This is a genomic window from Vibrio sp. FF266, assembly GCF_041439695.1.
GTDB classification, from domain to species: Bacteria; Pseudomonadota; Gammaproteobacteria; order Enterobacterales; family Vibrionaceae; genus Vibrio; species Vibrio tasmaniensis_A.
The window spans coordinates 13,158-38,897 of record NZ_JBGOOO010000041.1 but is presented as its reverse complement, the minus strand read 5'-3'; the positions used below and the strand labels follow the sequence as shown (position 1 = coordinate 38,897).

General features: G+C 43.4%; 23 protein-coding genes. 10 read left to right on the top strand and 13 right to left on the bottom strand.

The annotated features are described in order from the left end of the window. Positions 1-316: 316 nt before the first annotated feature. The 4 genes from frdA to frdD are packed head-to-tail and all read left to right on the top strand — an operon-like array spanning position 317 to position 3,678. A complete protein-coding gene (gene frdA, locus ACED59_RS20890) occupies positions 317-2,140 on the top strand; it encodes a fumarate reductase (quinol) flavoprotein subunit (RefSeq protein WP_017097245.1) in 1,824 nt (607 codons plus the stop codon). Beyond that, positions 2,140-2,904 (top strand): succinate dehydrogenase/fumarate reductase iron-sulfur subunit, encoded by a 765-nt coding sequence (locus tag ACED59_RS20885; RefSeq protein WP_009847917.1) that lies wholly within the window; start codon positions 2,140-2,142, stop codon positions 2,902-2,904. The genes frdA and ACED59_RS20885 overlap by 1 nt, the downstream gene beginning before the upstream one ends. A 1-nt stretch (position 2,905) precedes the next feature. Further along, entirely contained in the window at positions 2,906-3,289 is a 384-nt protein-coding gene (gene frdC / locus ACED59_RS20880) for a fumarate reductase subunit FrdC (protein ID WP_017097244.1), read from the top strand. A gap of 11 nt (positions 3,290-3,300) precedes the next feature. Continuing rightward, positions 3,301-3,678, top strand: coding sequence for a fumarate reductase subunit FrdD (gene frdD / locus ACED59_RS20875; RefSeq protein ID WP_009847918.1), 378 nt, complete (start codon positions 3,301-3,303; stop codon positions 3,676-3,678). 222 nt (positions 3,679-3,900) lie between these two features. Here the strand turns inward: frdD and efp are convergent, their stop codons facing one another. After that, positions 3,901-4,467: an elongation factor P gene (gene efp / locus ACED59_RS20870; RefSeq protein ID WP_009847919.1), complete on the bottom strand. Its 567-nt coding sequence runs from the start codon at positions 4,465-4,467 to the stop codon at positions 3,901-3,903. Positions 4,468-4,500: 33 nt separating this feature from the next. Between efp and epmB the strand changes: the two genes are divergently transcribed. Next, a complete protein-coding gene (gene epmB, locus ACED59_RS20865; protein WP_017097243.1) occupies positions 4,501-5,523 on the top strand; it encodes an EF-P beta-lysylation protein EpmB in 1,023 nt (340 codons plus the stop codon). A gap of 142 nt (positions 5,524-5,665) precedes the next feature. Next, on the top strand, positions 5,666-6,154 hold the full coding sequence (locus ACED59_RS20860) for an MgtC/SapB family protein (RefSeq protein ID WP_009847921.1): 489 nt from the start codon (positions 5,666-5,668) through the stop codon (positions 6,152-6,154). Between the two features lie 127 nt (positions 6,155-6,281). Here ACED59_RS20860 and ACED59_RS20855 read toward each other — a convergent pair whose 3' ends face one another. The 9 genes from ACED59_RS20855 to ACED59_RS20815 form a co-directional block, all read right to left on the bottom strand. Beyond that, positions 6,282-7,715: a sensor domain-containing diguanylate cyclase gene (locus ACED59_RS20855; protein ID WP_081326777.1), complete on the bottom strand. Its 1,434-nt coding sequence runs from the start codon at positions 7,713-7,715 to the stop codon at positions 6,282-6,284. 244 nt (positions 7,716-7,959) lie between these two features. After that, positions 7,960-9,369 carry a sulfate adenylyltransferase subunit CysN gene (gene cysN / locus ACED59_RS20850; RefSeq protein ID WP_017097241.1) on the bottom strand — a complete coding sequence of 470 codons (1,410 nt, stop codon included), beginning with the start codon at positions 9,367-9,369 and terminating at the stop codon, positions 7,960-7,962. Between the two features lie 55 nt (positions 9,370-9,424). Beyond that, on the bottom strand, positions 9,425-10,387 hold the full coding sequence (locus tag ACED59_RS20845) for a DHH family phosphoesterase (RefSeq protein ID WP_017097240.1): 963 nt from the start codon (positions 10,385-10,387) through the stop codon (positions 9,425-9,427). A 2-nt stretch (positions 10,388-10,389) separates the two neighbouring features. Next, entirely contained in the window at positions 10,390-11,019 is a 630-nt protein-coding gene (gene cysC / locus ACED59_RS20840; RefSeq protein WP_017097239.1) for an adenylyl-sulfate kinase, read from the bottom strand. Positions 11,020-11,038: 19 nt separating this feature from the next. Further along, positions 11,039-12,754, bottom strand: coding sequence for an SLC13 family permease (locus ACED59_RS20835; protein WP_017097238.1), 1,716 nt, complete (start codon positions 12,752-12,754; stop codon positions 11,039-11,041). A gap of 54 nt (positions 12,755-12,808) precedes the next feature. Next, positions 12,809-13,729 (bottom strand): sulfate adenylyltransferase subunit CysD, encoded by a 921-nt coding sequence (gene cysD, locus ACED59_RS20830; RefSeq protein ID WP_017097237.1) that lies wholly within the window; start codon positions 13,727-13,729, stop codon positions 12,809-12,811. A gap of 382 nt (positions 13,730-14,111) precedes the next feature. Next, the gene (locus ACED59_RS20825) at positions 14,112-14,669 is read right to left on the bottom strand and encodes a VC2662 family protein (RefSeq protein ID WP_009847923.1); all 558 of its coding nucleotides are present in this window, start codon (positions 14,667-14,669) and stop codon (positions 14,112-14,114) included. A gap of 339 nt (positions 14,670-15,008) precedes the next feature. Then, the gene (groL, locus tag ACED59_RS20820) at positions 15,009-16,646 is read right to left on the bottom strand and encodes a chaperonin GroEL (protein ID WP_371705022.1); all 1,638 of its coding nucleotides are present in this window, start codon (positions 16,644-16,646) and stop codon (positions 15,009-15,011) included. Between the two features lie 52 nt (positions 16,647-16,698). Next, positions 16,699-16,989 (bottom strand): co-chaperone GroES, encoded by a 291-nt coding sequence (locus ACED59_RS20815; RefSeq protein ID WP_017097235.1) that lies wholly within the window; start codon positions 16,987-16,989, stop codon positions 16,699-16,701. A gap of 216 nt (positions 16,990-17,205) precedes the next feature. On the opposite strand from ACED59_RS20815, the gene ACED59_RS20810 reads away from it, so the two are divergent. Next, positions 17,206-18,579 carry an MATE family efflux transporter gene (locus ACED59_RS20810; protein ID WP_069595727.1) on the top strand — a complete coding sequence of 458 codons (1,374 nt, stop codon included), beginning with the start codon at positions 17,206-17,208 and terminating at the stop codon, positions 18,577-18,579. Between the two features lie 43 nt (positions 18,580-18,622). Next, the gene (locus tag ACED59_RS20805) at positions 18,623-19,111 is read left to right on the top strand and encodes a methylated-DNA--[protein]-cysteine S-methyltransferase (protein WP_029223826.1); all 489 of its coding nucleotides are present in this window, start codon (positions 18,623-18,625) and stop codon (positions 19,109-19,111) included. 365 nt (positions 19,112-19,476) lie between these two features. Here ACED59_RS20805 and gpmM read toward each other — a convergent pair whose 3' ends face one another. Further along, positions 19,477-21,009 (bottom strand): 2,3-bisphosphoglycerate-independent phosphoglycerate mutase, encoded by a 1,533-nt coding sequence (gpmM, locus tag ACED59_RS20800; protein WP_017097097.1) that lies wholly within the window; start codon positions 21,007-21,009, stop codon positions 19,477-19,479. A 298-nt stretch (positions 21,010-21,307) separates the two neighbouring features. Here gpmM and wecA point away from each other — a divergent pair, with 298 nt between their 5' ends. Then, on the top strand, positions 21,308-22,348 hold the full coding sequence (gene wecA / locus ACED59_RS20795; RefSeq protein ID WP_017097098.1) for a UDP-N-acetylglucosamine--undecaprenyl-phosphate N-acetylglucosaminephosphotransferase: 1,041 nt from the start codon (positions 21,308-21,310) through the stop codon (positions 22,346-22,348). 163 nt (positions 22,349-22,511) lie between these two features. Next, positions 22,512-23,633, top strand: coding sequence for a glycosyltransferase (locus ACED59_RS20790; RefSeq protein ID WP_017097099.1), 1,122 nt, complete (start codon positions 22,512-22,514; stop codon positions 23,631-23,633). A 1-nt stretch (position 23,634) separates the two neighbouring features. Here the strand turns inward: ACED59_RS20790 and ACED59_RS20785 are convergent, their stop codons facing one another. Both ACED59_RS20785 and ACED59_RS20780 read right to left on the bottom strand, forming a co-directional pair. Further along, complete coding sequence (locus tag ACED59_RS20785) at positions 23,635-24,825, bottom strand: glycosyltransferase family 1 protein (protein WP_017097100.1); 1,191 nt, start codon at positions 24,823-24,825, stop codon at positions 23,635-23,637. After that, a complete protein-coding gene (locus ACED59_RS20780; protein ID WP_017097101.1) occupies positions 24,815-25,699 on the bottom strand; it encodes a GDP-mannose 4,6-dehydratase in 885 nt (294 codons plus the stop codon). The genes ACED59_RS20785 and ACED59_RS20780 overlap by 11 nt, the downstream gene beginning before the upstream one ends. Positions 25,700-25,740: the final 41 nt, after the last annotated feature.

The window sequence follows — 25,740 nt, the reverse complement described above, 5'->3', positions numbered from 1 at the left end:
AGCTGACGCTGTTGGCTTAGTAGAAAAACTGTCAACGTATTTTAGGACGAGACAAACAATTCATTGCCGTGATTGCAGTCACATAACCTATAAATTCTATGCCTCCATATGCACTACCGACCTAAAAACCCAAATGCATCAACTTTTCGAATACCTTCCTCTCTTACACTGAACCTACCACTTAAGGCTTAGGGGTAATAAACGGTTGATGCCGTTTACGTACTATTAATTAGTAAGTAACGCCAATTAGTAAGTACTACCAATAAGCTTTTTATAATAACAAGCGGAATACTCCGCATCACACTGGAGAATAACTGTGAAGACAATTACCACAGATATCGCAGTCATCGGCGCAGGCGGCGCTGGTCTTCGTACAGCAATTGCAGCAGCTGAAGCTAATCCTGAATTGGAAGTTGCACTGATTTCTAAAGTTTACCCAATGCGTTCGCACACGGTGGCAGCAGAAGGCGGTTCAGCAGCGGTAATTAAAGACGAAGATAGCCTAGATAACCACTTCAACGATACTGTTGGCGGTGGCGACTGGCTATGTGAACAGGATGTTGTTGAATACTTTGTTGAAAACTCGACTCGCGAAATGATCCAAATGGAACAATGGGGCTGCCCATGGAGTCGTAAAGAAAACGGTGAAGTAAACGTACGCCGATTCGGCGGTATGAAGGTAGAGAGAACGTGGTTCGCAGCGGATAAAACCGGCTTCCACATGCTTCATACTCTGTTCCAGACTTCGATGAAGTACGACACAATCAAACGATTTGATGAGTACTTTGTGGTGGATTTGCTCGTTGAAGATGGCGAAGTACAAGGCCTAATCGCGATTCACATGTCTGAAGGTGAGCTTGTTACCATCAAAGCAAAATCTGTTGTTCTAGCAACGGGTGGCGCAGGTCGTGTTTACCACTGTAATACCAACGGCGGCATCGTAACTGGCGACGGTATGGCAATGGCTTATCGCCACGGTGTGCCACTTCGTGATATGGAGTTCGTTCAATACCACCCAACAGGCCTACCGGGCACTGGCATCTTGATGACCGAAGGTTGTCGTGGTGAAGGCGGTATCATCGTCAACAAGAACGGCTACCGTTACCTGCAAGATTACGGCATGGGCCCTGAAACTCCAGTGGGCGAGCCGAAAAACAAATACATGGAACTGGGTCCTCGAGACAAAGTTTCTCAAGCATTCTGGCACGAGCAGCAGAAAGGCAACACCATCAAGCACCCGCTTGGTGATGTCGTACACCTTGACCTTCGCCACCTTGGTGAAGAGTACCTACAAGAGCGTCTTCCGTTTATCTGTGAGCTTGCAAAAGCGTACGTAAACGTAGACCCAGCAAAAGAGCCAATCCCAATTCGTCCAACCGTTCACTACACCATGGGTGGTATTGAAACTAACGGTACGTGTGAAACTCGTATTAAAGGCCTATTCGCCGTTGGTGAATGTGCTTCAGTTGGCCTACACGGTGCAAACCGCCTAGGGTCTAACTCACTGGCTGAGTTCGTGGTATTTGGTCGCGTAGCCGGTGAACAAGCCGTGAAACGTGCAGCTGAGTTCAAAGGCTGGAACGAAGAGTCTATTGCTAAGCAAGTGAAAGCGGTTGAAGATCGCATCGCTGGCATCTTGGCTCAAGAAGGCGATGAGAACTGGGCTGATATCCGTACTGAAATGGGTCACACCATGGAAGCGGGTTGTGGTATCTACCGTCAAGAAGACTTGATGCAAGAAACCATCGACAAAATCACTGAACTGAAAGCTCGCTACAAGAAGATCAGCATTAAAGACAAAGGCAAAGTGTTCAACACTGACCTACTTTACGCTATCGAAGTGGGTTACGGCCTTGAAGTTGCCGAAGCGATGGTTCACTCAGCGATCCTTCGTAAAGAGTCTCGCGGTGCACACCAACGTCTAGACGACAACTGCACAGAACGTGATGACGTGAACTTCCTGAAACATTCTCTATCTTTCTACAACGAAGATGCAGCACCAACTATCGACTACAGCGGCGTTAAGATTACTAAATCTCAACCTAAAGCTCGTCTATACGGTGAAGCAGCCGAGAAAGCCGCTGCTGCTGAAAAAGCGGCAAAAGAGAATGCGAAGAAGAGCGAAGAGGAGCAAGCATAATGTCAGCGAATCGAATCCAAAAAATTGAAATTCTGCGTTATGACCCTGAGCACGATGCAGAACCTCACTTTCAAACCTTTGAAGTTCCATTTGATGAAACCATGTCGGTACTTGATGCGATTGGTTACATCAAAGATAACCTAGATAAAGACCTGTCTTACCGTTGGTCTTGTCGTATGGCGATTTGTGGTTCTTGCGGCATCATGGTTGATGGCGTGCCAAAACTGGCATGTAAGAGCTTCTTACGTGACTACCCGAACGGCTTCAAGATCGAGCCTTTAGCTAACTTCCCAATCGAGAAAGATTTGATCGTCGACATGACGCCGTTTATCGAGCGCCTTGAAGCAATCAAACCTTACATCATTGGTAACGACCGTAAGCCAGAAGACGGCACTAACATCCAAACTCCAGAGCAAATGGCGAAGTACAAACAGTTCGCTGGCTGCATCAACTGTGGTTTGTGTTACGCAGCGTGTCCTCAGTTTGGTCTAAATCCTGAGTTCATCGGCCCTGCAGCACTTGCTCTTGCTCACCGCTACAACCTAGATAGCCGTGACAATGGTAAAGCTGAGCGCATGAAGCTTATCAATGGCGACAACGGTGCTTGGGGCTGTACGTTTGTAGGTTACTGTTCTGACGTTTGTCCGAAGAAAGTAGATCCAGCAGCAGCTGTAAACCAAGGCAAAGTTGAGTCTTCAATGGACTTCGTTATCTCGATGTTCAAGCCTGATGGATCGCAAGTAAAAACAGCAGAGGAGGCATAATATGAGCAATCGTAAGCCTTATGTTCGCGAGATGAAGAGAACGTGGTGGAGCAACCATCCGTTCTACCGCTTCTACATGCTACGTGAAGCGACTGTACTGCCTTTGATTCTATTCACTCTGTTCCTAACCTTCGGTTTGGGTTCGCTAGTGAAAGGCCCTGAAGCGTGGGAAGGTTGGTTGAGCTTTATGGCTAACCCTATCGTTGTTGGTATCAACATCGTAGCACTGCTAGGCAGCTTACTGCACGCTCAGACCTTCTTCAGCATGATGCCTCAAGTAATGCCAATCCGCCTTAAAGGCAAATTGGTAGATAAAAGAATCATCGTACTGACCCAGTGGGCAGCGGTGGCATTTATTTCTTTAATCGTTCTGATGGTGGTGTAAGGAGCTTCGTTATGAACACAAATTACAATGTTAACCACAATCCGAAACGCTCTGATGAACCAATCTGGTGGGGCCTATTCGGCGCTGGCGGTACTTGGTTCGCGATGATTACACCAATCACGATTCTAGTGCTGGGTATCTTGGTGCCAATGGGCATTATCGATGCGGATGCAATGAGCTACGAGCGTGTCTCTGAGTTTGCCACCAGCATTATCGGTGCGCTATTCATCATCGGTACGCTAGCACTGCCAATGTGGCATGCAATGCACCGTCTTCACCACGGCATGCACGACCTTAAGTTCCACGTCGGCGTTGCAGGTAAAGTGGGTTGCTACTTCGTTGCAGGCCTAATCAGCGCGCTATCTGTTATCTTCATTTTTATGATTTAACAGTTAAGAGCAGATTCGAGATTCGGGTAACTGAGATTCGAAGAGTTTAAGAACGAAAGTACTAAAAGCAGAACAGGATTATCTTGTTCTGCTTTTTTGTTGTGTGTCGAATCTCGTTTACTCGAATCTGCTCTTCTCCGATCGCCAGATACAAAAAAGGCCGCTCATAAGCGACCTTTTCTATTTCACTGAGCCACCTTAAACAAGATGGACACAATCAAATTACTTCACACGACCAACGTATTCGCCAGTACGAGTATCAACTTTAACAACTTCACCGATAGCGATGAATAGAGGTACGCGAACTACCGCGCCAGTTGCTAGAGTTGCAGGTTTACCACCCGTACCCTGTGTATCGCCTTTCAAGCCAGGATCGGTTTCAGTTACTTCGATTTCAACAAAGTTTGGCGGAGTAACAGTGATAGGGTTATCATTCCACAACGTTAGAGTACAAACGTCATTTTCAACTAACCATTTTGCTGAATCAGCGACTGCTTTTACGTCTGCTGCGATTTGCTCAAATGTTTCGTTGTTCATGAAGTGGTAGAATTCGCCATCGTTGTATAGGTAGCCTAGTTCAACGTCAACAACATCTGCAAGCTCGAAGCTTTCGCCTGACTTGAATGTTTTCTCTAACACTTTGCCTGACAGCAGTTTACGAAGTTTTACACGGTTAAACGCTTGGCCTTTACCTGGCTTAACGTATTCATTGTCGATAATTGCGCAAGGCTCGTTATCTAACATGAATTTTAAACCGCCTTTGAATTCATTGGTGCTTACTGACGCCATGATTTTCTCTTCCACATCTTTGAGTTAATTTCAATGCCGCATATCATAACCCGAAAAGTCGAATCTGTTGAGCAAAACTGGCTCAAACAACTATCGAATGCGATCTCTGACCCGACAAAACTGCTTGAAGCATTGGAAATAGACCCAACACCGTGGCAAAAAGGATTCGCAGCACGTGAGCTGTTTTCACTTCGAGTTCCTCTTAGCTTTGTTGAGCGAATGGAAAAAGGCAATCCACACGACCCTTTGCTAAGACAAGTTTTACCGCTAAGTGAAGAGTTTGAGGTGCACCAAGGCTATTCTGCTGATCCACTGGAAGAACAAGACAACGCGATTCCGGGACTACTACACAAATACAAAAGCCGCGCGCTAATGATCGTGAAAGGTGGCTGCGCGATTAACTGTCGTTACTGCTTCCGTCGTCATTTCCCTTATCAAGATAACAAAGGATCGAAGTCTGTTTGGCAGACCAGCCTCGATTATGTGGCTCAACATCCCGAGATCAACGAGGTGATCTTATCTGGGGGCGACCCTCTGATGGCAAAGGACAGCGAACTAGATTGGCTGATCAATGCCATCGAACAAATTCCACATGTGAAAACCGTTCGAATTCACAGCCGATTACCTGTCGTGATTCCGGCGCGAGTGACTGACGAACTATGCCAATTGTTAACTCAAACTCGCCTCAATGTGGTGATGGTCAGCCATATCAACCACGCCAATGAAATCAACTTAGAGCTCAAGCAAGCCTTTCATAAGCTTAAGCAAACTGGTGCGACTCTGCTCAACCAAGGCGTAATGCTAAAAGGCGTAAATAACAGCGCTAACTCATTGAAAAAATTAAGTGAAAAGCTATTCGACGCCGGTATTTTACCTTACTACATGCATGTACTTGATAAAGTTCAGGGCGCTGCTCATTTCTATATCTCCGATGAAGAAGCGAAACACCACTTTAAGGGATTAATCTCTGAGGTTTCTGGCTATCTAGTACCTAAGTTAACCCGTGAAATTGGCGGACGCAGCAGCAAGACACCACTCGATCTGCATATTGAATAGCGAGCGAGCTTCAAAAAGCGACTAAGCTTATCTGTAACGACAACACGTGCTAAATGCACCTTCACGACAAAAATTTTTTGTTCGATCGTCCGGTCTATTATTAGCATACTCGGCTCTATTCTAAATTCTTAGGAGGGGTGATATGTCACAATTTATAGAACAAGCTCTCAACCTTGCCCCCTTTAGCTGGGCAGGCCTCGCAGCATGCATGTTGTGTGGTTCTTTAATCGGAATCGAAAGGCAAACACGCGGTAAACCCGTCGGGATCCGGACATCGATCCTTATCATTAGCGGTACTTACTTCTTCCTCACCATGGCGATTAGCCTATCCCCCAACACACTCGATCAAGCTCGTGTACTTGGTCAGATAATTACGGGGGTTGGATTCCTTGGTGCTGGGGTAATGATGACATTGGATGGAAAAATTCATGGTGTCACGTCAGCGGCGATTATCTGGGTACTCGCTGCATTAGGTATGATGATCGCACTTGGCCACCTTTCGCAGTCGGTTATTATCACGCTAATGGCGCTAGTGATTCTGCTTGGTGTCGACAAAGTAGAAAACAGCTTCCAGAGCTTACGCCGTGGTGTTCATCAGAAGTGGATGAGAAAAGTCCGCGTGAAGAAGTAACACCTCGTCGGAAGACATTTGGCCTTAGCTGCATTTTATTCTTAGCTACTGTTTCATCTTAAGAGTCTTTTTCCTTAGATAAAAAAGAGCCTAGCAAACGACTAGGCTCTAAACTGCAGTTCACGGATTAATGTACGTGAATAGACACTTGATTCTTGCCTGCGGCCTTCGCCTTATAAAGCTGCTCATCTGATGAACGAATACTCTGGTTTTCCCACAAGTGTCCAATGCTGTCGAACTTGTACAGAGAGTAAAGCGTCGCTCCCCCGGAGACTGATATATTAATCTTGTCACCGGTCGCGCATCGATAACTTTGTAAACTAATGTCATTTTGAATTCGTTCAAAGATCGATGAAAGTAATTCGGATGATTCGCCCGTAATCGCGACAACAAACTCTTCACCACCAAATCTAGCCACGATATCTTTCTGCCTAACGCTGTTCAGCATTAACTGAGCAACATGGCAAATCACCTCATCTCCCACCTTATGACCATACTGGTCATTCACCACTTTGAAATCATCGATATCAAATACTCCAACACCAATAATTGGCTCCTCATTTTGGTTCAGCAACCGAGCTTCAAAACCACGCCGATTATATAAACCAGTCAATGGGTCGAGCATCGCTAAATTCTTCAATCGCTTGTGCTCTTGCTTGGTATAAAACCGCCACAACCATAGCGCTGAGATAAAGTACAAAGCCAACAAAATCAGTAATTGAACCCGCTCCAGTTCCAGCAAATGTAAGAAGTGCTCACTCTTTCCTTCTTCAATAGTCAGGTATAACTCAGTATTAATTCCATCGACGTACAAAGGTCGTGAATAGGTAAAGTCCAACAGCCCATATTTGTTTACTCCTCTTGCGCTCGTCACCTTGTATCCATGAACGGGATTCGAGACGAGATTAGAGACGTAACCATCAACACCGAGCACTCCTTTAAACTCACCATCAACATAGATACCTTTGGTTAAGGTCACTACCTTATTCCCTGTTAGGTAGTCATCGTATTGGCCGGTATACACCACTTGGTCTTGACCCTGAGCTAAGCCAAAACGAATCGTATTCACCCAATAAGGGCGACTATTGACGACTGAATCAAAGGTGTCACCTTTAATGTAACGGGCGAAATCGGAAGGCGACGATATAATAAATTTATCTTTGGAGATAAAGTAAATCGCAGAAATGGTATCAATGGTATTCGCAAAGTAAGCCATGGTGGGTGCGATAAACATGCGCCTACCTGCTTCTAAATGAAGCTCCGACTTTAGATCGCACATCTCACTTGGGCCAGAGAACATAAAATCAAATCGAGGGGCAGCTTGCTCTTCACTAATGAAGTAGCACGTATCACCTTCGACCTTTTGCTCATGTGAGAATACGTAGGTATCCCCATGCAGCGGATAAAGTGCGGTAATATTATATTCAAGCGCATTAATAATCTGTGTAAGCTCCGCTAAAGAGCGTGTCACGCCTTGGTTTTCAATTCCATACTGCTTTTCTGACTCTTCCGCTGAATCAACAAGTAACAAGCTAAAAACCACTAAAAAGCTGGCGGTCAGACTTAAGAAAGCCTTTTTAAAATCGACGGTATGGGGATTAATCAAAGCATGTAAGTCATCGTTGAAAATTTAGCGCACATTGTACTCACAAGTGAGAACATCGCAACAAGAGTATAAAACAACATGCTTACAGTAACGTTTAAGGAGTGAGATAGCAGATGTAAAATAACGCCTAAACATAGAAGTAAAGGCGTTGATAGGTTCAATAAGCATTAACTAAATAGGGAATGTAGAACTTAATTTATCAAACTTCTGAGCATCCCCATTCAGGGAAATGCTTTCTTATATAAGTGTTTAATTCTTTTTCAGCTTGCGAGTAAATGCGCTTATTAACTCCCTCTTCAGAATGCAGACGCTGCACAACACCAGCCCCTACTGTCACATTCGTATGCCTATCGATCACCACAAAGGCACCTGTCTGAGGCAGATCTTTGTATAAGTCTATAGCAACTTGATCGGTTAAATTGATAGAAGTTAACGCGATTTCATTAAGCTCTACTGTTTCAGAATTTTCAGCGTGTTGTTCAAGAGTATTCACATCAACTTTATGTTGAATACCTGACAACTTACCTGTGCAAGATTTCGTTGCAAACTTGAAACTATATTCTTTATGGCAACGCAATGGGTTTTCATCCATCCACACTAAATACGCATCAAACTTGTTAACAAGTTGCAGCTTTGAGCCTTTATGAATCAACATATCCCCGCGAGATACATCAATTTCATCGTCAAGTGTTATCGTAATCGCTTGACCAGGCAGTGCTGACTCCAACTCACCATCATAAGTGAATATGGACTTAATTTTTGATGATTTTCCTGAAGGTAACGCTGTTATTTCATCACCAACACTGACTTGGCCAGAAGCCAACGTGCCACAAAAACCGCGAAAATCTAAATTCGGACGATTAACGTACTGAACAGGAAAGCGCATATGCTCTAAATCTTTATCTTGATCGACTTTTACTGTCTCAAGCAGTTTCATTAAAGTCGAGCCTGGGTACCACTCCATGTTTTCACTTGGAGTTACCACATTGTCACCCTTCAACGCTGAAATGGGTACAAAGCGAATGTCGTCAATATTGAAGCTCTTAGCCATCTCACGATAATCAGCTTTGATTTGTTGATACACATCTTGACTATAATCCATCAGGTCCATCTTATTTATAGCAACTATGATGTGCTTAATACCCAATAGTGAACAAATATAACTGTGACGACGCGTTTGAGTTTGAATACCATAGCGGGCATCCACCATCACAATCGCTAAATCACATGTTGACGCCCCAGTTACCATATTACGTGTGTATTGCTCATGCCCAGGAGTGTCAGCAATAATGAATTTACGTTTATCTGTCGAAAAATAACGGTATGCCACATCAATAGTAATACCCTGCTCACGCTCAGATTGCAGGCCATCGACCAACAGTGCTAGATCAAATGATTCATCGGTTGTATTGAATTTTTGAGAGTCTTTCTCAATCGCAGCCATCTGATCTTCGTATATCAGTTTACTATCAAAAAGCAAACGACCAATCAGTGTTGATTTACCATCATCCACGTTACCGCAAGTTAAAAAGCGCAGCAGATCTTTGTTCTCGTGTACTTTTAAGTATGCTTCAATATCTTGAGAAATTAGCTCTGAACTATGTGACATGGTCTTTCCTTAATGGTCCCGGTTTAAATACTCAACTCTTCAAACCGACTTTGATTTATTGATAAAATTTATTTAAAACTTTAATGAATTCGTTTTTATTTTCAATAGGTAAGGCGTTAATCCCCGCCGCAGCTTTACGGCCACCACCAGTAACAAACTGACAGCAAATTTCATCTGCACCAGTACGATTATTTAAAGGTGCACGAACACTCACGGTGTAATCTTTCTTATTGTCATTCAATGTGAGTACTGCATGAGCCTTGTCTGGTGATTGATTTGCAAGCACGTTTCCAAACACACCACTGATACGCTTTGCCCATGCTTCACATGGCAGTAGATAGATTTCAGACACGTCAGTGCACACTATCGGCGTTAGCAGTTCAACATGTTGATAATCGGCCTGATACCCTTGTTTTAGAGCATAATAAGGAGATATTAAATCTCGCTTGAGGTCAAAAGGTGAAGAATAGCACATAAGCTGTTGAAACAATTCGGCTGGATCAATGTGCAAATCGTCAATCGAAGTTCCATAACTGTTGTAGTTGATTAAGGTACCCAACTCTTTTAAAAATGTTCTTTCATTGCAACTTAATCCGATAACATCGGCTAACTGATCAGCATTGACATACATATTGTCACCGTAAGCACCAACTATAGCCCAATCAGCATACCGCCCCGCTAACTGCTGGTTGATCAACAAACTGGTACAAGTATTCGCCTCCAAATCAATGAGGGCTGTAAAATTATCAGCTTGTGGCACTTCTCCCGTACGATGGTGGTCACAATAGAACAGAGGTATATCCAGATCTATCAATTCATAGAGTGAATCGATATTTTTTTCCATCGATATATCTAAGATGGTGCAGCCACTGATATCATTTTGTTTAACCACTCGCTGTAAAAGAGCAATGTCACGCTTTACACCAGTGACAAGCTTCGAGCATTTTGGGTCGGCCTTACGTAACTGAAGTAAAGCAATTATTCCATCAGCATCACCATTGAATACATCGTAATACATGATTAAATGTACCCTAACTTAGTAAGTTGATTAACTACAATATCTGCACATGCCTCAATAGATTGACCTTCAGTCTCGACATGAATATCTGGAGTTAATGGGGCTTCATACATTGAATCAATACCGGTAAAATTCTTAATCTCGCCCGCTCGTGCTTTCTTGTATAACCCTTTAGGGTCTCGTCGTTCGCACACCGATAATGGTGTGTCAATAAACACTTCCAGAAATTGCTTTGAAGATAAAAGCTCACGGACTTGTGCGCGGTCAGCAATAAATGGCGAAATAAATGCAGTTAATACTATCGTTCCCGAATCCACAAACAGTTTTGCTACCTCACCAATACGACGAATGTTTTCAACACGGTCCATGTCGCTAAATCCAAGATCCTTATTGAGGCCATGCCGGACGTTGTCACCATCGAGCAAATAGCTATGTTTACCTAAACTTAGAAGCTTACTTTCGACTGCATTGGCAACAGTGGACTTCCCAGAGCCACTTAATCCCGTAAACCAAAGCACCGTTGGCACTTGTTGCTTTTGCACGGAGCGTTGCTCATGCGTCACCGTGGAGCTATGCCAAACTACATCATCGCTAACAGACTCATTATCTTTTACTACATAGGGAGAGGTCATTCTTACAACTCATATAAAACTAAAATGGGAACACCATCGGAATAACAATGGCAGCAACTACAATGTAAGTGACGGTAACTATCCAACCGACTTTAAAAAAGTCTATAAAAGTATAGCCACCAGCGCTCATCACCATAAGGTTAGTTTGATAACCAAAAGGACTGATAAAGGATGCACTCGCACCATAGGCCACCGCCATCACTAACGGTAAATACTCGATCTGGAATGTCGATGCTAATGCCAGAGAAATAGGCAACATAATCGCTGCAGCTGCTGTGTTGGTCATAACCTCCGTTAAGATAACGGTTAACACCAATATACCAACTAGCACCCAAATGGGAGGGAGTTGTCCAGCTACAGATTCAAAGACTTGAGTTAATGCCAATGCCAGACCACTGCTAGAAAACGCACTGGCGACACACAAAGCTGATACTAGAATAATCAACAACTCAAACGGGAAACGTCGCCTTAATTGAGTTCCATCAATGATTTTACTCGTCAAAGATAAGAGCAAGAACCCAGACAATGTATCAACAAGGTCTAAACTGGTACACGCAGCTAAGACAATGGATAAAATAAAACCGACAATACCCAATAGGTTTTGAGTGAATGATAAGGGACTTTTAAGCGATTTATCACTTAATAGAAAAAAGTTTCTAGTTAGATTTGGGCGTTTTTTAAAGTCATCCCCGACAGCAAGAATCAGTTTATCACCACTTTGAATAACACACTCCCCAAGCTTGCCAGAAAGCCGCTTTCCTTGCCTAGCGATCGCTACCACTGCCGCATCAAAACGAGAACGAAACTCAACCTCTTTTAAAGTTTTATCTATCAATACAGATTCAGGGCTCACTAAGACTTCAACTAAGTTTTTACCTAACTCGAATTCATCTTCAACGTACAGCTTAAGGCCATCAAAAGAGGCCAGTTGTTTAACTTCTGAAACATCACCACTGAATACCAGTTTATCTCCTGCAAATACCAATTCACTCGGTGATACAGGGGTTATCAACTGTTTATCTCGAATAATTTCAGTTAAGAAAAGACCATCGAGTGATCGTAATCCATTTTCTAATATACTTCGACCTACGAGCTTACTTCTGCTCTCGACTTCAGCATCAAGGAAGTATCCCCCTAACGACTCAACTTTCACAAGGTCATCAGGAAGCCACCTGGAAACTATTATGACTACGAAACCACAACCGAGTAGTAAACTTACCCCCACAGGGAAAAAAGCAAAGATTGTCAGCGCAGGATAGCCTTGGTCTTCAAGTAAACCACTAACTACAAGGTTGGTCGCAGTTCCTATTAAGGTTAGAGTCCCCCCTAAAATAGAGAAGTACGATAAAGGAATCAGAAGTTTCTTAGGAGCATGGAATGGATTTTTGAGAACCCCCCCCATCAAAGTAGCGACCACTGCGGTATTGTTAAGTACACTAGAGCTTAGTGCTCCCAGAGCTCCCAAACGCAATAGCGATTGCCCATAATGACGATGAGATAACATTTTTGCCACCCAACTAAGCAAAGCTGTCCTTTCTAGAGCGAGAGAAGAAAGTAGTAACAATAATAAGATAATCACAGAACGGTTAGTGACGTTCGAGAAAATAACGGCTTGTGAAAGCTCACCAGAAACGTACAGCACTGTCACTGAAAAAATAAACACATAGCTAGCTCTAAAACGGTTACTGACCAGACCAGCAATCAATCCAATAAGGACACACGCAGTGACAATCATGCTCAAACAACTCAATTTATATTCAAAAGTGACGATATAATATCGTCAATGTTATTAGAAGTAGCCTTCACGCTTTTTCTTCTCCATTGAACCAGAGCTATCGTGGTCAATGGCGCGCCCTTGACGCTCTGAAGTAGTCGTTAACAACATCTCTTGAATAATTTCAGGTAGCGTCGTAGCTTCAGATTCTACAGCGCCGGTTAGTGGGTAACAACCGAGTGTACGAAAACGTACCATTTTTTCTTCTGCCACTTCCCCTTTTTTAAGCTTCATTCGCTCATCATCGACCATAATCAACATGCCATCACGCTGAACGACAGGGCGAGGTTTTGATAAATACAAACCCGGAATTTCAATATTTTCAAGATAGATATACTGCCAAATATCTAGCTCTGTCCAGTTAGATAGTGGGAACACACGAATACTCTCACCTTGGTTAACCTTGCCGTTGTAAATATTCCATAGCTCTGGTCGTTGATTTTTAGGGTCCCAGCGATGATGTTCGTCACGAAACGAGTACACTCGCTCTTTCGCTCGAGATTTTTCCTCATCTCGCCGCGCACCTCCGAAAGCAGCATCAAAACCATGCATATCTAGAGCCTGCTTTAAGCCTTGGGTCTTCATTATATCGGTATGTTTTGAACTACCGTGCACAAAAGGGTTGATCCCCATAGCCACACCTTCAGGGTTCTGGTGAACAATAAGCTTCATTCCAACCTTATCAGCCATGTAGTCCCGAAACTTGATCATTTCTTTGAATTTCCACGTAGTATCAACATGCATCAGAGGAAAGGGAGGAGTACCAGGAGCAAAAGCTTTCTGGGCAAGGTGTAGCATCACTGAGGAATCTTTGCCAACTGAATACAGCATCACCGGGTTATCAAATTCAGCCGCGACTTCACGCATAATATGGATCGATTCAGCTTCCAATTGCTTTAGATGCGTCATCTTTTCCGGCGTTAATTTCGTTGTCATGTTACGTTTCCCACATCTATTGAATGTTTCTACCTCAGTTAAAGCACTGAAGGGTATTTATTCGACAAAAAGTTCGATTAGATATTAAATCTGTTTGCCAACAGTATACCAACATAAGCGAAAACAATAAAACAAGACAATCGAAGCTTCCCTTTTTAGAGTCAAACCTAGATTCAACCTTAAAAGGCTTAACGAACCTTTCGATAGTAAGTTGACTAAGTCACTTAAAAGCTACTACCTGTAAAGCAATTGAGATGATTGAAACCGTTTAACGGTAGAGTTTGAGAGAGAGGTATCTGTCTAATGATGTCTTTAATATATGTAGTAGAAAAATCACCTACTAGTAGTAGGTGATTTTGAGTGAAAAATGAAAACGATAACTCTACTTGGCAAAGTTCACAATTGGGAAGCACGGGAAAAAACCATTGTCAGCACAGTTGATCAGACCAATCTGTACTCCTTCAATTTTGTTGGTTTTGTTGAAGATACCAACCTGAACCGTCGACACCTCTGAAAGGTTCGCAGCGCCAACATCCACCATAGTGTTACCTTCGGAGTAGTTTACGAAACTCACGTTCGCGCCTTTTACATCATTAGTAATGTTAACAGCACCTAGGTTAACACCTGTTGTTTTACCTGTATTCCAGTTAAAGAAACCTAGTGAAGCACCTGTCATTTCTTGGTTTACTTTTGATGCACCAAAAATACCAAGATTCACACCTGTCGTAGTTTGCGTCTCAGACATACCAACAACCGCAAGGTCGACACCTTTAAGGTCATTGACTTGTCCGTGAAGCAGAGCCAGACGTACACCGCCAACCGCATCAGAATCCGGAGCGTTGAAGCCATTAATTGTTGAAAACATAACAGGCGAAGAAGCAAATGCTGCCGGTGCCATTACCGCTGCAGATACAGCAAGTACTGAAAGTAATTTTTTCATTGGGGAGTCTCCACTGACTTATTGTTGACTTGATTAATCTATATTAAATCAAGTGTTTATTGTCCTTCACTCAACAGCTATCCATGTTAAATCAATGTCATAACTGTACCATTGAATATAAGACCCTAAATCATAAAGAGCAATATTGAGCAGAGGATATCATGAGAGGCAAGAGTAAACATCGGCAGTCAGGTTTCTATAACTAGACGATAAAGATTCCCTATCACGCTCGTGCCTCGCTGTCGGGAGTGACGATTTCAAAGCATAAAAAACGGAGACCGAAGTCTCCGTTTTCTAAAGCTTATGTATGACTTTCTCTATTACGAGAAAGGGGGATGATTACATCATGCCACCCATACCGCCCATGCCCCCCATATCAGGCATTGCAGGGCCAGAATCTTGAGGCTTGTCAGTGATCATCGCTTCTGTTGTGATCATAAGACCAGCAACGGATGCTGCGAACTGAAGTGCAGAACGAGTTACCTTAGTTGGATCTAGGATACCCATTGCAATCATGTCGCCGTATTCGCCAGTAGCCGCGTTGTAACCGTAGTTACCTTCGCCAGCACGAACATTGTTAGCAACAACAGACTCTTCATCACCTGCGTTCTTAGTGATTTGACGAATAGGCGCTTCCATTGCACGTAGTGCAACACGGATACCTACGTTTTGCTCTTCGTTGTCGCCTTCAAGGCCAGCAACTTTAGATGCAGCGCGGATAAGTGCAACACCACCACCAGCAACCACACCTTCTTCAACAGCAGCGCGAGTTGCGTGAAGTGCATCTTCTACGCGGTCTTTCTTCTCTTTCATCTCAACTTCAGTTGCAGCGCCTACTTTGATTACTGCAACACCGCCAGCTAGCTTAGCTACGCGCTCTTGAAGTTTTTCTTTATCGTAGTCAGACGTTGCATCTTCGATTTGTTGACGAATTTGAGAAACGCGACCTTTGATCATCACTTCATCGCCCGCACCATCAATGATGGTTGAGTTTTCTTTAGTGATCGTAATGCGCTTAGCTTGACCTAGGTCTTCTAGCGTTACTTTTTCAAGGTCTAGGCCGATCTCTTCAGAGATAACCGTGCCGCCCGTTAGGATAGCGATGTCTTGCAGCATAGATTTACGACGGTCGCCGAAACCAGGTGCTTTAACCGCAGCCACTTTAACGATGCCACGCATGTTGTTCACAACAAGAGTTGCTAGCGCTTCGCCTTCGACATCTTCAGCTATGATAAGAAGTGGACGAGATGCCTTAGCAACTGCTTCTAGAGTCGGAAGAAGTTCACGGATGTTCGAAACTTTCTTGTCGATTAGAAGAATAAATGGGCTTTCTAGATCAACTGAACCGGCTTCTTGGTTATTGATGAAGTAAGGAGATAGGTAACCGCGGTCGAACTGCATGCCTTCAACTACGTCTAGCTCATCTTGCAGAGCCTGACCTTCTTCAACCGTGATAACGCCATCACGACCTACTTTTTCCATCGCTTCAGCAATGATGTTACCCACTGTCGAATCAGAGTTCGCAGAGATAGTACCTACTTGCGCGATAGCTTTCGAGTCTGAACAAGGAACAGAAAGGTTCTTCAACTCTTCAACAGCCGCGATAACCGCTTTGTCGATACCGCGCTTAAGATCCATTGGGTTCATGCCAGCAGCAACCGCTTTTAGGCCTTCAGCGATAATAGACTGAGCCAATACTGTAGCTGTCGTTGTTCCGTCGCCCGCCGCGTCATTCGCTTGCGAAGCCACTTCTTTAACCATTTGTGCGCCCATGTTTTGGAACTTGTCTTCAAGTTCGATTTCACGTGCAACTGAAACACCATCTTTAGTGATAGTCGGTGCGCCAAATGATTTGTCTAGAACAACGTTACGGCCTTTAGGACCTAGCGTTACTTTTACTGCGTCAGCCAGAACGTTTACACCTTCTAGCATTTTAATACGTGCGTCGTTACCAAATTTAACGTCTTTAGCAGCCATCTTAATTTCCTTTAAAATTCTTTATTCAGTCAGTTCAGTTTTATGGGTCGGATTACTCAACGATCGCCATGATATTGAACTCAGACATTATCAGTACTTCTTTGCCATCGATCTTTTCCGCTCTAGTACCGCGGTCTTCTGCAAAGATAACTGTGTCGCCAACTTTAACGTCCAATGGTTGTAGTGAGCCGTTTTCTAGAATGCGGCCTTTGCCAACAGCTAGAATTGTACCGCGCGTTGATTTTTCAGCGGCAGAACCAGTTAGAACGATGCCACCAGCAGATTTAGATTCAACTTCTTGGCGCTCAACGATAACTCGGTCGTGTAGAGGACGGATATTCATCGGTCGTATCTCCTGATAATTTCCATTTAATTTGATAGTTGCCACGATTGGCATGGGGTTAAAGAGTATGTTGGGGCGATGTGAAAGATCCCAAGGGGTGAAAGAGAAAAATTGTGATCCAAAGAGCAGATTCTCACCCTCATCTTTCCTTGCTTTTCGTTTACTCATATCCCACATCTGTTTATCCTACTCCTTTCGTTTCAGCCGGCGTTTTACATGCAAGATAAACACGGGCTTCTTACAGCCCCGATAGCAGACACTCTGCGCACTATGACCATACCGACGATCTTCGGTATGGTAGCGATCTTGATGTTTAATCTTGTTGATACCTTCTTTATCTCATTGCTAGGCACGCAAGCTCTTGCCGCTGTGAGTTTTACCTTCCCTGTCACCTTTGCGATTAACTGCATTACTATGGGCATAGGCATTGGCTTATCAACGTGTATTGGAAGGTTACTTGGCCAAGGTTGCGCGCAAAATGCCGCTCGCTTTACCTGTCACGGTTTATTACTTGCCGTGCTTCTTGTTGGTTTTGCATCAACACTGGGGATCGTAACGCTAAAGCCCATGTTTACACTGTTGGGAGCAGAACCTGAGTTGCTGCCTCTGATCTCTGAATACATGTCAGTTTGGTATTTAGCGATACCGTTACTTGTGATTCCTATGGCAGGCAACAGTGCGATACGAGCCAGTGGCGATACCAAGACACCCGCCAAGATCATGATGTTGGCCGGCCTGATCAACGGCATTCTCGACCCGCTTCTCATCTTTGGTTACGGCCCTTTCCCTGAGCTCGGAATTCAAGGCGCGGCCATTGCTAGCGGATTCAGTTGGTTTGGTGCGTTGTGTGGCTCACTGTATGTGTTAACCATGCGAGAAAAGCTGCTTGCTCCGCCCAAACTAAAAAACATCACCGATGACTGGAAACAGATTCTCACTATCGGTACGCCAGCAGCACTCTCCAATGCGCTAAACCCACTTGCTGGCGCCATTATCATGATGATATTAGCCAAGCAAGGGACTGAAGCCGTTGCAGCTTACGGAGCAGCTCAGCGAATTGAATCGATTTTGATCATCGTACTGATGTCTTTAACCTCGGCCCTCACGCCTTTCATGGCGCAAAACTTTGGTGCTAATAATCCACAGCGTAGTTTCAAAGCTCTGTTCTTAAGCATGCGTTTTGCTGTGCTATTTCAAGGTTTGATTTTCTTAATGATGGTGCCATTGAGCATCCCTCTAGCCGCCCTATTTTCTCAAGAAGAATCAGTGCGAGGCATCTTGTGGCATTACCTATTAGTTGTCCCGTTTAGCTATGGATTTCAAGGCATTGTAATGATGTTAATCAGCGCTATGAATGCGATGCACCAACCAATTAAAGCCTTTCAGTGGAGCTTCATGCGCCTATTTATATTTACATTGCCATTCGCTTGGTTCGGCAGCCAAATTGATGGTGTCGAAGGGCTGTTTATAGGCTTGGCCTTGGGGAACATTGTCGGCGGTGTATCAGGATATTGCTTTGCACTTCGTGTTAGGGATAAATCAGATACGGATGCGAGTAATCGAGATGCGAAACGATGTAAGAGCAGATAAGAGATTTGAAGAGCTTGAGAGCAGAAAGAGACCGGAAGATGACGTGGAAGACACCACTTACAAAATGCTTTATGACGCACCGATTGGCAAGATGATCATTGTTAGTAATGGTGTGTCGATTATTGAAATTGACCATATAAATCACGAAGAGCTAATGACTAGCAATCCAGATGACCTTTGCCAACTGGCGATGGAACAGTTAGATGAGTACTTTACAGGTCAACGAACCGAATTCGATTTGCCATTAAGAGCGATAAAAGGCGCTAATTTTCAAAAAGCAGCTTGGCAGGCTTTAACAACCATTCCTTATGGCGAAACCATCAGTTATGGTGAACAAGCGAAAAGAATGGATAACCCAAAAGCTGTAAGAGCGGTGGGTGGTGCAAATGGCAAGAACCCATTTAGTATTGTTGTACCCTGCCATCGAGTCATCGGCGCAAATGGCACATTAACTGGCTACACCGGCGGTATGAACCGCAAAGAATGGTTACTGGATTTTGAGCATTCGGTTCTGACTCAAGCTAGCAAATAACTCCCTGTCATTCCCTACAGCGAGGGACGAGCGTGATAGGGAATCTCTCTTTATGCTGAACACCAAGTATGACAAGCAATACTAGGCATAAGATTCCAGATATTTCGTTCCTCAATTCTGGAATGACAGGATAAGAAGGTAACAAGTAAACGAGAATCGGAATTCGAAATGCAAAGAAGGAATGGTCTTTCTACTTTCGGCTTTATCGCTACTTGGTTACCCGAATCTGCCCTTAAGCTCTTCGCATCCCGATTACTCGTATCTCACGTCTATTCCTCAAACTCCAGATACAAAAAAACGGCTACACTCGCGTGCAGCCGTTCTAGTATTCGATGAAAGTTAAAACTATTTATCTAAAACAGTAACTACTTAACGATCACGTCACCTGACATTTCAGCTGGGATATCAATACCAGACAGAGAAAGCATCGTTGGTGCTAGGTCAGACAGCTTGCCGCCTTCTTTAAACTCAACGTCTTTGCTGCCCACGTAGATAAGTGGCACTGGTAGGTTAGTGTGCGCTGTGTGGATGCCGCCCGTTTCTGGGTTTACCATCATTTCCGCGTTACCGTGGTCAGCAGTGATAAGCAGTTGGCCATCGGCTTCTTTGATTGCTTCAACCACTTTACCAAGACATTCGTCTAGCGACTCTACGGCTTTAACTGCTGCATCGTAAACGCCAGTGTGGCCAACCATATCACAGTTAGGGAAGTTACAAACGATAGCGTCATATTTGCCACCTTTAATTGCAGCAACTAGCTTTTCAGTCAGCTCTGGTGCGCTCATTTCTGGCTGTAGGTCGTACGTTGCTACTTTTGGAGAAGCAACAAGCTGACGCTCTTCGCCTTCAAACTCGTCTTCTTTACCGCCGTTGAAGAAGAACGTCACGTGCGCGTATTTCTCTGTTTCAGAGATACGTAGCTGCGTTTTGCCTTCTTTCGATAGCCATTCGCCGTAGGTGTTCTCTAGAGAAGCCGGTGGGAACGCACATAGAAGTGGGATATCTGCTGCGTATTGAGTCAGCATCACGAAATCGATCGCTGGGAATACGTTGCGAGCAAAGCCGTCGAAATCAGGAACGAATGCACGTGTGATTTCACGAGCACGGTCAGCACGGTAGTTCATGAAGATAACCGCATCGCCATCTACGATAGCGGCAGACTCTTCGCCTTCTGCTTTGATTTCAGTCGCTTTAACGAACTCATCGTTTTCGTCACGAGCGTAAGCCGCTTCTAGGCCAGCTACTGCTGTGTCGAATGTGAACTCTGCTTTTGCTTGAGTCAGTAGGTCGTAAGATTCTTGAACGCGATCCCAGTTGTTATCACGGTCCATTGCGTAGTAACGACCAATAAGCGAAGCCACACGGCCTTTACCTAGCTTAGCGAACAACGCTTGGAAGCGTGCAAGTGTGTTTTCTGCACTACGTGGCGGTGTATCACGACCGTCTAGGAATGCGTGTAGGTAGATTTTCTCTGCGCCACGCTCTGCTGCCATTTCAACAGCCGCGTAGATGTGATCTTCATGAGAATGAACGCCACCTGGAGACATAAGGCCCATGATGTGTACGGCTTTGTCTGCTTTAACCGCTTTATCAACAGCATTCACTAGCGCTTCCGTTTGACCGAATTCGCCGTCTGCGATTGATTTAGTAATACGCGTTAGATCTTGGTATACCACGCGACCCGCACCAATGTTGGTGTGACCCACTTCAGAGTTACCCATTTGGCCATCAGGTAGGCCTACATCTAAGCCAGAAGCCGAGATTAGCGTGTTAGGTTGGTTAGCAATAAGACCGTCTAATACAGGTGTATTAGCGTTCGCGATAGCGTTGTCTTGGTTGTCTTCACGGTAACCGTAACCGTCAAGGATCACTAGAGCCATTGGCTTCTTAGCTGACATAGGACTGACCTCGTTCAATTCAAAATAAATCGGTATAAAAACAAATTAGCGTAATTTTACTACAGTTTACAGTCAAAACTGTAGTGGAAGATCAAGAAACGTCGCAGGTAAGGTGATCGGATATGAAAAAAAATGTCGTTTACATTTTTATTCTTCCAATCAAGAACGCTCAATCAGTGATAAAGCGCTCATAAGGTCTCATGTACGACCGAGAAAGATCACGTAGATTCTACCTTACTCTTTTCTATCGAATCCAAATACACTAAAATTCACGAAACATACTTAATTAGGCTTAGTCGTGCTCCTTCCTTTACTTGATCTCGCGTTCTTATTCTTCTTTTCTCTTGCGACTATCTTTATTTTACGTAAATTTGCTAAGAAAATCGGTCTCGTAGATGAACCCGACTCTCGTAAGTTTCATAGCGGAGCAATACCACTCGTTGGCGGCATTTCAATTTGCATTTCACTTCTCTACTTTCTACTAAACAACCCAAACATTCTACCGAACACACCTCTCTATGCTGCGTGTATTCTCATCTTAGTTGGGGTAGGTTCTTTAGATGATAAGTTTGATTTAAGCTTCAAGTTGCGCTTCATGATCCAAGCAGGGTTATCTGTGGCCATGATGATGATTGGTAACATTGAGCTAAAAACGATAGGGGATGTACTCGGCAGTGGAGAGATCATTACGTTAGGTTGGTTTGGCTACTTAGTTACTATTTTTGCGGTAGTTGGAGCAATAAACGCATTTAATATGGTAGATGGGATTGATGGCCTACTAGGAGGGTTATCCGTGGTCACCTTTGGAGGTTTGGGGCTAATGCTCGCGTATGATGGACAGTACAACCTCTCATATATATGCCTAGTGTTAATAGTCGTTATCATCCCTTACATACTACTCAACTTAGGTGCATTTGGACGAAAAAGAAAAGTATTTATGGGGGATGCTGGAAGCATGCTGATCGGATTTACAGTTATCTGGCTTCTGCTTTTATCAAGCCAAAATGGAACATCTCCCCCCCTACGTCCCGTAACAGCTCTGTGGTTAATTGCTGTCCCACTAATGGATATGACTGCGATAATGATACGAAGGGTACGCCGTGGTGATTCCCCGTTCAAACCGGATCGAGAGCACCTACATCATATCTTTCAAAGGTTAGGACTCAGCCCAAATCAAACACTAGTTTCGATATGCTCCATAGCAACTTTATTCGCAGCTGTCGGGATTGGTGCCGAAATAAACGGTGTTCCCGAATACATTATGCTTTATTTATTTTTGGCATGCTTCCTGCTATACGTAAAACTACTAAGTAAGAAGAGACACCAGGCACATAAATAAACTAATACTTCGAGTACTTGCAGATAAAGTGTATCGCCTCTTTTTCAATGGTATATTTCGATAACGTTTTAGGCTCGCCAGGCTCAATGGGTAACCACCATAAGACCCTATCGGATACACCGACTGGCTATAAACATTTTTAAACTGATGGATTGATAACCACATGAAAGTACTACACATTTACCGTACTTGCTACCCTGAAACAAAAGGGGGATTAGAACAAGCTATTCGTTATATTTGTAAGGGCAGTAGTGAACAAGGTATCGAAAATACCATTCTAACATTGGGTATTGAGAATAAAGAATATCATTTTGAAGGCACGCGAATCATCGTCGTCAAGAAAGACTTCGAGATATCATCGAACGGATTTTCATTTCGTCTAATTCGTCGGTTTAGAGAACTAAGTAAGAAAAACGATATTATTCACTACCAATACCCTTGGCCTACAGGTGATTTACTCAGCATTTTTTCCGACAAAAAACCATCACTGGTCAGCTATCAATCTGATATTGTAAAACAAAAATGGCTAAAAAAAATATACTTCCCTCTTGAGCAGTATTTTTTGTCTAATGTTAATCGTATCATTGCGAGTTCCCCTCAATATGCGCAAACAAGTAAAAATCTAATCAAGTATGGCAGTAAAGTCGATACTATCCCTCTTGCGATCGATGAATCTACTTATCCAAAAATCAGTAAAGACGATATCAAAAAGTGGGAAGACTACGTTGGCAGAGACTTTTACTTATTTGTAGGTGTGCTTCGATACTACAAAGGACTGCAATACCTTCTTGAAGCAGCAAAGTTAAATGGGTTACCTATTGTAATCGCTGGTGATGGTCCAGAAAGAGCCAATCTAGAAATGTATATAGAAAAGCACTCTCTTACCAATGTAACACTCGTGGGATTTGTTTCTGAAGAAGACAAAGTCGCACTTCACACACTTTCAAAAGCATTTGTTTTTCCGTCGCATTTACGCTCTGAAGCGTTTGGGATTTCATTAGTAGAAGCACAAATGTTTGGCAAGCCAATTGTAAGTGCAGATATTGGAACCGGTTCCTCTTATGTCAATATCAATGGAGAAACAGGGCTAACCGTTCCACCGGCAGACGGCTCACAGTTTTCAGAGGCTATGCAAAAATTGGAAAACGATGTATCACTGTGCCAAAAACTTGGAAGTAGTGCTCGTCAACATTTTGATAAAGAGTTCACAGCTAAGCGCTATGCTGATAGTTATATTACGCTGTACCACAAACTAATCTCATCACATAATCATACAACAGAGTAAATCATGAACTTCTCGAGGTAGCAGACGCTATCTTGAGGAGTTGATCAACTGTATTTGACCACTTAAAGCCTGAAGCCCTTTTTATACCACACTCTACCAACTTAGCTTTACGTTCAGGGTCCCTAATAAGCTCTAAGATCGCATTTGAAATGGAGACTTCGCTGCTAGGATCGACTAAAAGAGCTCCGTTTGCTGCAACCTCTGCTGTTGCGCCCACATTAGAGGTAATAACAGGAGCACCCGAAGCCATGGCTTCAATAACAGGCAAACCAAAACCCTCATATAGTGACGGATAAATAAAAGCACCAGCCGATGCATACAAACGCTTTAAGTCATCATCCGCTACGTACCCAGTAAATATTATTTGCCCACGCTCAACTAAGTCTTTCGCATTATCCATCAATTCTGCATTTTTCCAGCCTTGATCTCCAACCAAAACTAAAGGGTGCAACTTACGAACTGAATCAGGTAAAAGCTTAAAAGCGTCAATTAGCTTGTTTAAGTTCTTTCTTGGCTCCAAGGTTGCAACACTAAGAAGAAATTTATCATGCTCTATTTCGAGCGATTTAAGTAAAATATCGCACTCCTTTTTGGAATGAGCCTTAAAACCGCCAGAGACTCCCAAGTACAATGTCGAACTTTTGCTTTTACTGCTAGGAAAGAAGTCATGAAGTTCATCTAAAATAAAATCAGAATCGACAACTATATGATCAGACCTAGCAATGGTTCCCTGCATTTTATCCTTTAAATATGAAACCCTAGTGGCCGGATGAAAGCTAGGGTGAGATAGGAAAGATAAATCATGAACCGTTGTAATGGTTGTTCCCGAATAATTAAATGGGACAAAACTTGGTTCAAAATACACATAACCTTGATTCGCAAGTGTTTTTAATTGTTGTTGCGCTCGAAAAGAAAGCAAATAGCTTTTTAACTGATAAATGCCAGGAACAGATCTCAATAGCTCCACCAAAAGTCGCTTTTTAGGGCTTGGTGCGCTCTGGTCGGAACTTGGAAAGTGAAAGCAATAAGCGAGATCCGATAGCGCATCTCGAGTTAATAACTTACCGTTTCTAATACCAACAACATCTATATCGTGAGAGAGCAATTCACTGAGAATATTAAGGGTATAGTATCCTATACCCGTTAATGGCATTCGTATTGGCGATACATTGATCAACAATTTATTTGGCATGGTACATATCGGTCAAGGTTTTCTCTATATTGATCAAGGGTGCCTGACCAGTTAGTGATGCTAGTTTTGCATTATCCCCACCCAATACTTTAATCTCATTGTCACGAACAAAGTCTGGGTTGACTCTAACCTGGATACTGTATCCAGCAATATTTTCCATCATCGTAATTATCGATTGCAAGGAAATCACCTGACCAGAGCACAAATTTACAATCTCTGACTCAACATCAGATTCTAAAAGGTTAGCATAAGCTAGCGCTATATCGCGAACATCACTAAAGTCGCGAGATACATCTGTATTACCTAATTCTATCTCTAAAGCATTTTTCTTAAAGTGAGATACTATTTTAGGGATTAAGAAATTTTCAGCTTGACCAGGACCAGTATAGTTAAATGGTCGGGTGATAATCATTGGGATTTCGTTAAACCAGAGCTTTGCCATATGCTCCATTGCAAGTTTGCTCATCGCATAATGATTAACAGGCGAAGGCAAAACTGATTCTGAGATGCGTTGTACATCTTCGGGGTTACCATAAATGTTCGCACTACTCGCAAAAATAACTTTATCTAATTCTAGCTTAAGCTCTTTCGCTGCTTCTAGTAAGTTCAGCGCACCAAAAACATTGACGTCATAAAACGCTTTCTGGTCAGAATGCCCAACAAATGATAACGCAGCAAGGTGAATAATATAATCTGGTCTAACTTCATTCAGACATTCTACTACCGCATTGCGATCTGTCAGATCGCAAGCAACTTGGCCAGGTTTGGCTTCACGGTATACTAACCCAATGACAGAGTAGCCCCTAGAGAGTAACTCTTTTTCTACATATTTACCGGTGAAGCCATCAACACCTGTTAACAATACTTTTTTCATAATTTCATCTCAAAAAAAATGGCAACAGAAAACTGCTGCCA

What these genes read in the sequence shown, in the direction of transcription:
- ACED59_RS20810 (WP_069595727.1), top strand. Translation starts at nt 17,206, where the DNA reads ATGCAAGATAAACACGGGCTTCTTACAGCCCCGATAGCAGACACTCTG.
- gpmM (WP_017097097.1), bottom strand. Translation starts at nt 21,009, where the DNA reads ATGTCAGCTAAGAAGCCAATGGCTCTAGTGATCCTTGACGGTTACGGT.
- ACED59_RS20835 (WP_017097238.1), bottom strand. Translation starts at nt 12,754, where the DNA reads ATGATTGTCACTGCGTGTGTCCTTATTGGATTGATTGCTGGTCTGGTC.
- cysC (WP_017097239.1), bottom strand. Translation starts at nt 11,019, where the DNA reads ATGACCTCTCCCTATGTAGTAAAAGATAATGAGTCTGTTAGCGATGAT.
- cysD (WP_017097237.1), bottom strand. Translation starts at nt 13,729, where the DNA reads ATGACAACGAAATTAACGCCGGAAAAGATGACGCATCTAAAGCAATTG.
- ACED59_RS20860 (WP_009847921.1), top strand. Translation starts at nt 5,666, where the DNA reads ATGTCACAATTTATAGAACAAGCTCTCAACCTTGCCCCCTTTAGCTGG.
- epmB (WP_017097243.1), top strand. Translation starts at nt 4,501, where the DNA reads ATGCCGCATATCATAACCCGAAAAGTCGAATCTGTTGAGCAAAACTGG.
- ACED59_RS20845 (WP_017097240.1), bottom strand. Translation starts at nt 10,387, where the DNA reads ATGTATTACGATGTATTCAATGGTGATGCTGATGGAATAATTGCTTTA.
- ACED59_RS20785 (WP_017097100.1), bottom strand. Translation starts at nt 24,825, where the DNA reads ATGCCAAATAAATTGTTGATCAATGTATCGCCAATACGAATGCCATTA.
- frdD (WP_009847918.1), top strand. Translation starts at nt 3,301, where the DNA reads ATGAACACAAATTACAATGTTAACCACAATCCGAAACGCTCTGATGAA.
- ACED59_RS20815 (WP_017097235.1), bottom strand. Translation starts at nt 16,989, where the DNA reads ATGAATATCCGTCCTCTACACGACCGAGTTATCGTTGAGCGCCAAGAA.
- ACED59_RS20790 (WP_017097099.1), top strand. Translation starts at nt 22,512, where the DNA reads ATGAAAGTACTACACATTTACCGTACTTGCTACCCTGAAACAAAAGGG.
- cysN (WP_017097241.1), bottom strand. Translation starts at nt 9,369, where the DNA reads ATGTCACATAGTTCAGAGCTAATTTCTCAAGATATTGAAGCATACTTA.
- frdC (WP_017097244.1), top strand. Translation starts at nt 2,906, where the DNA reads ATGAGCAATCGTAAGCCTTATGTTCGCGAGATGAAGAGAACGTGGTGG.
- ACED59_RS20825 (WP_009847923.1), bottom strand. Translation starts at nt 14,669, where the DNA reads ATGAAAAAATTACTTTCAGTACTTGCTGTATCTGCAGCGGTAATGGCA.
- groL (WP_371705022.1), bottom strand. Translation starts at nt 16,646, where the DNA reads ATGGCTGCTAAAGACGTTAAATTTGGTAACGACGCACGTATTAAAATG.
- ACED59_RS20885 (WP_009847917.1), top strand. Translation starts at nt 2,140, where the DNA reads ATGTCAGCGAATCGAATCCAAAAAATTGAAATTCTGCGTTATGACCCT.
- efp (WP_009847919.1), bottom strand. Translation starts at nt 4,467, where the DNA reads ATGGCGTCAGTAAGCACCAATGAATTCAAAGGCGGTTTAAAATTCATG.
- ACED59_RS20780 (WP_017097101.1), bottom strand. Translation starts at nt 25,699, where the DNA reads ATGAAAAAAGTATTGTTAACAGGTGTTGATGGCTTCACCGGTAAATAT.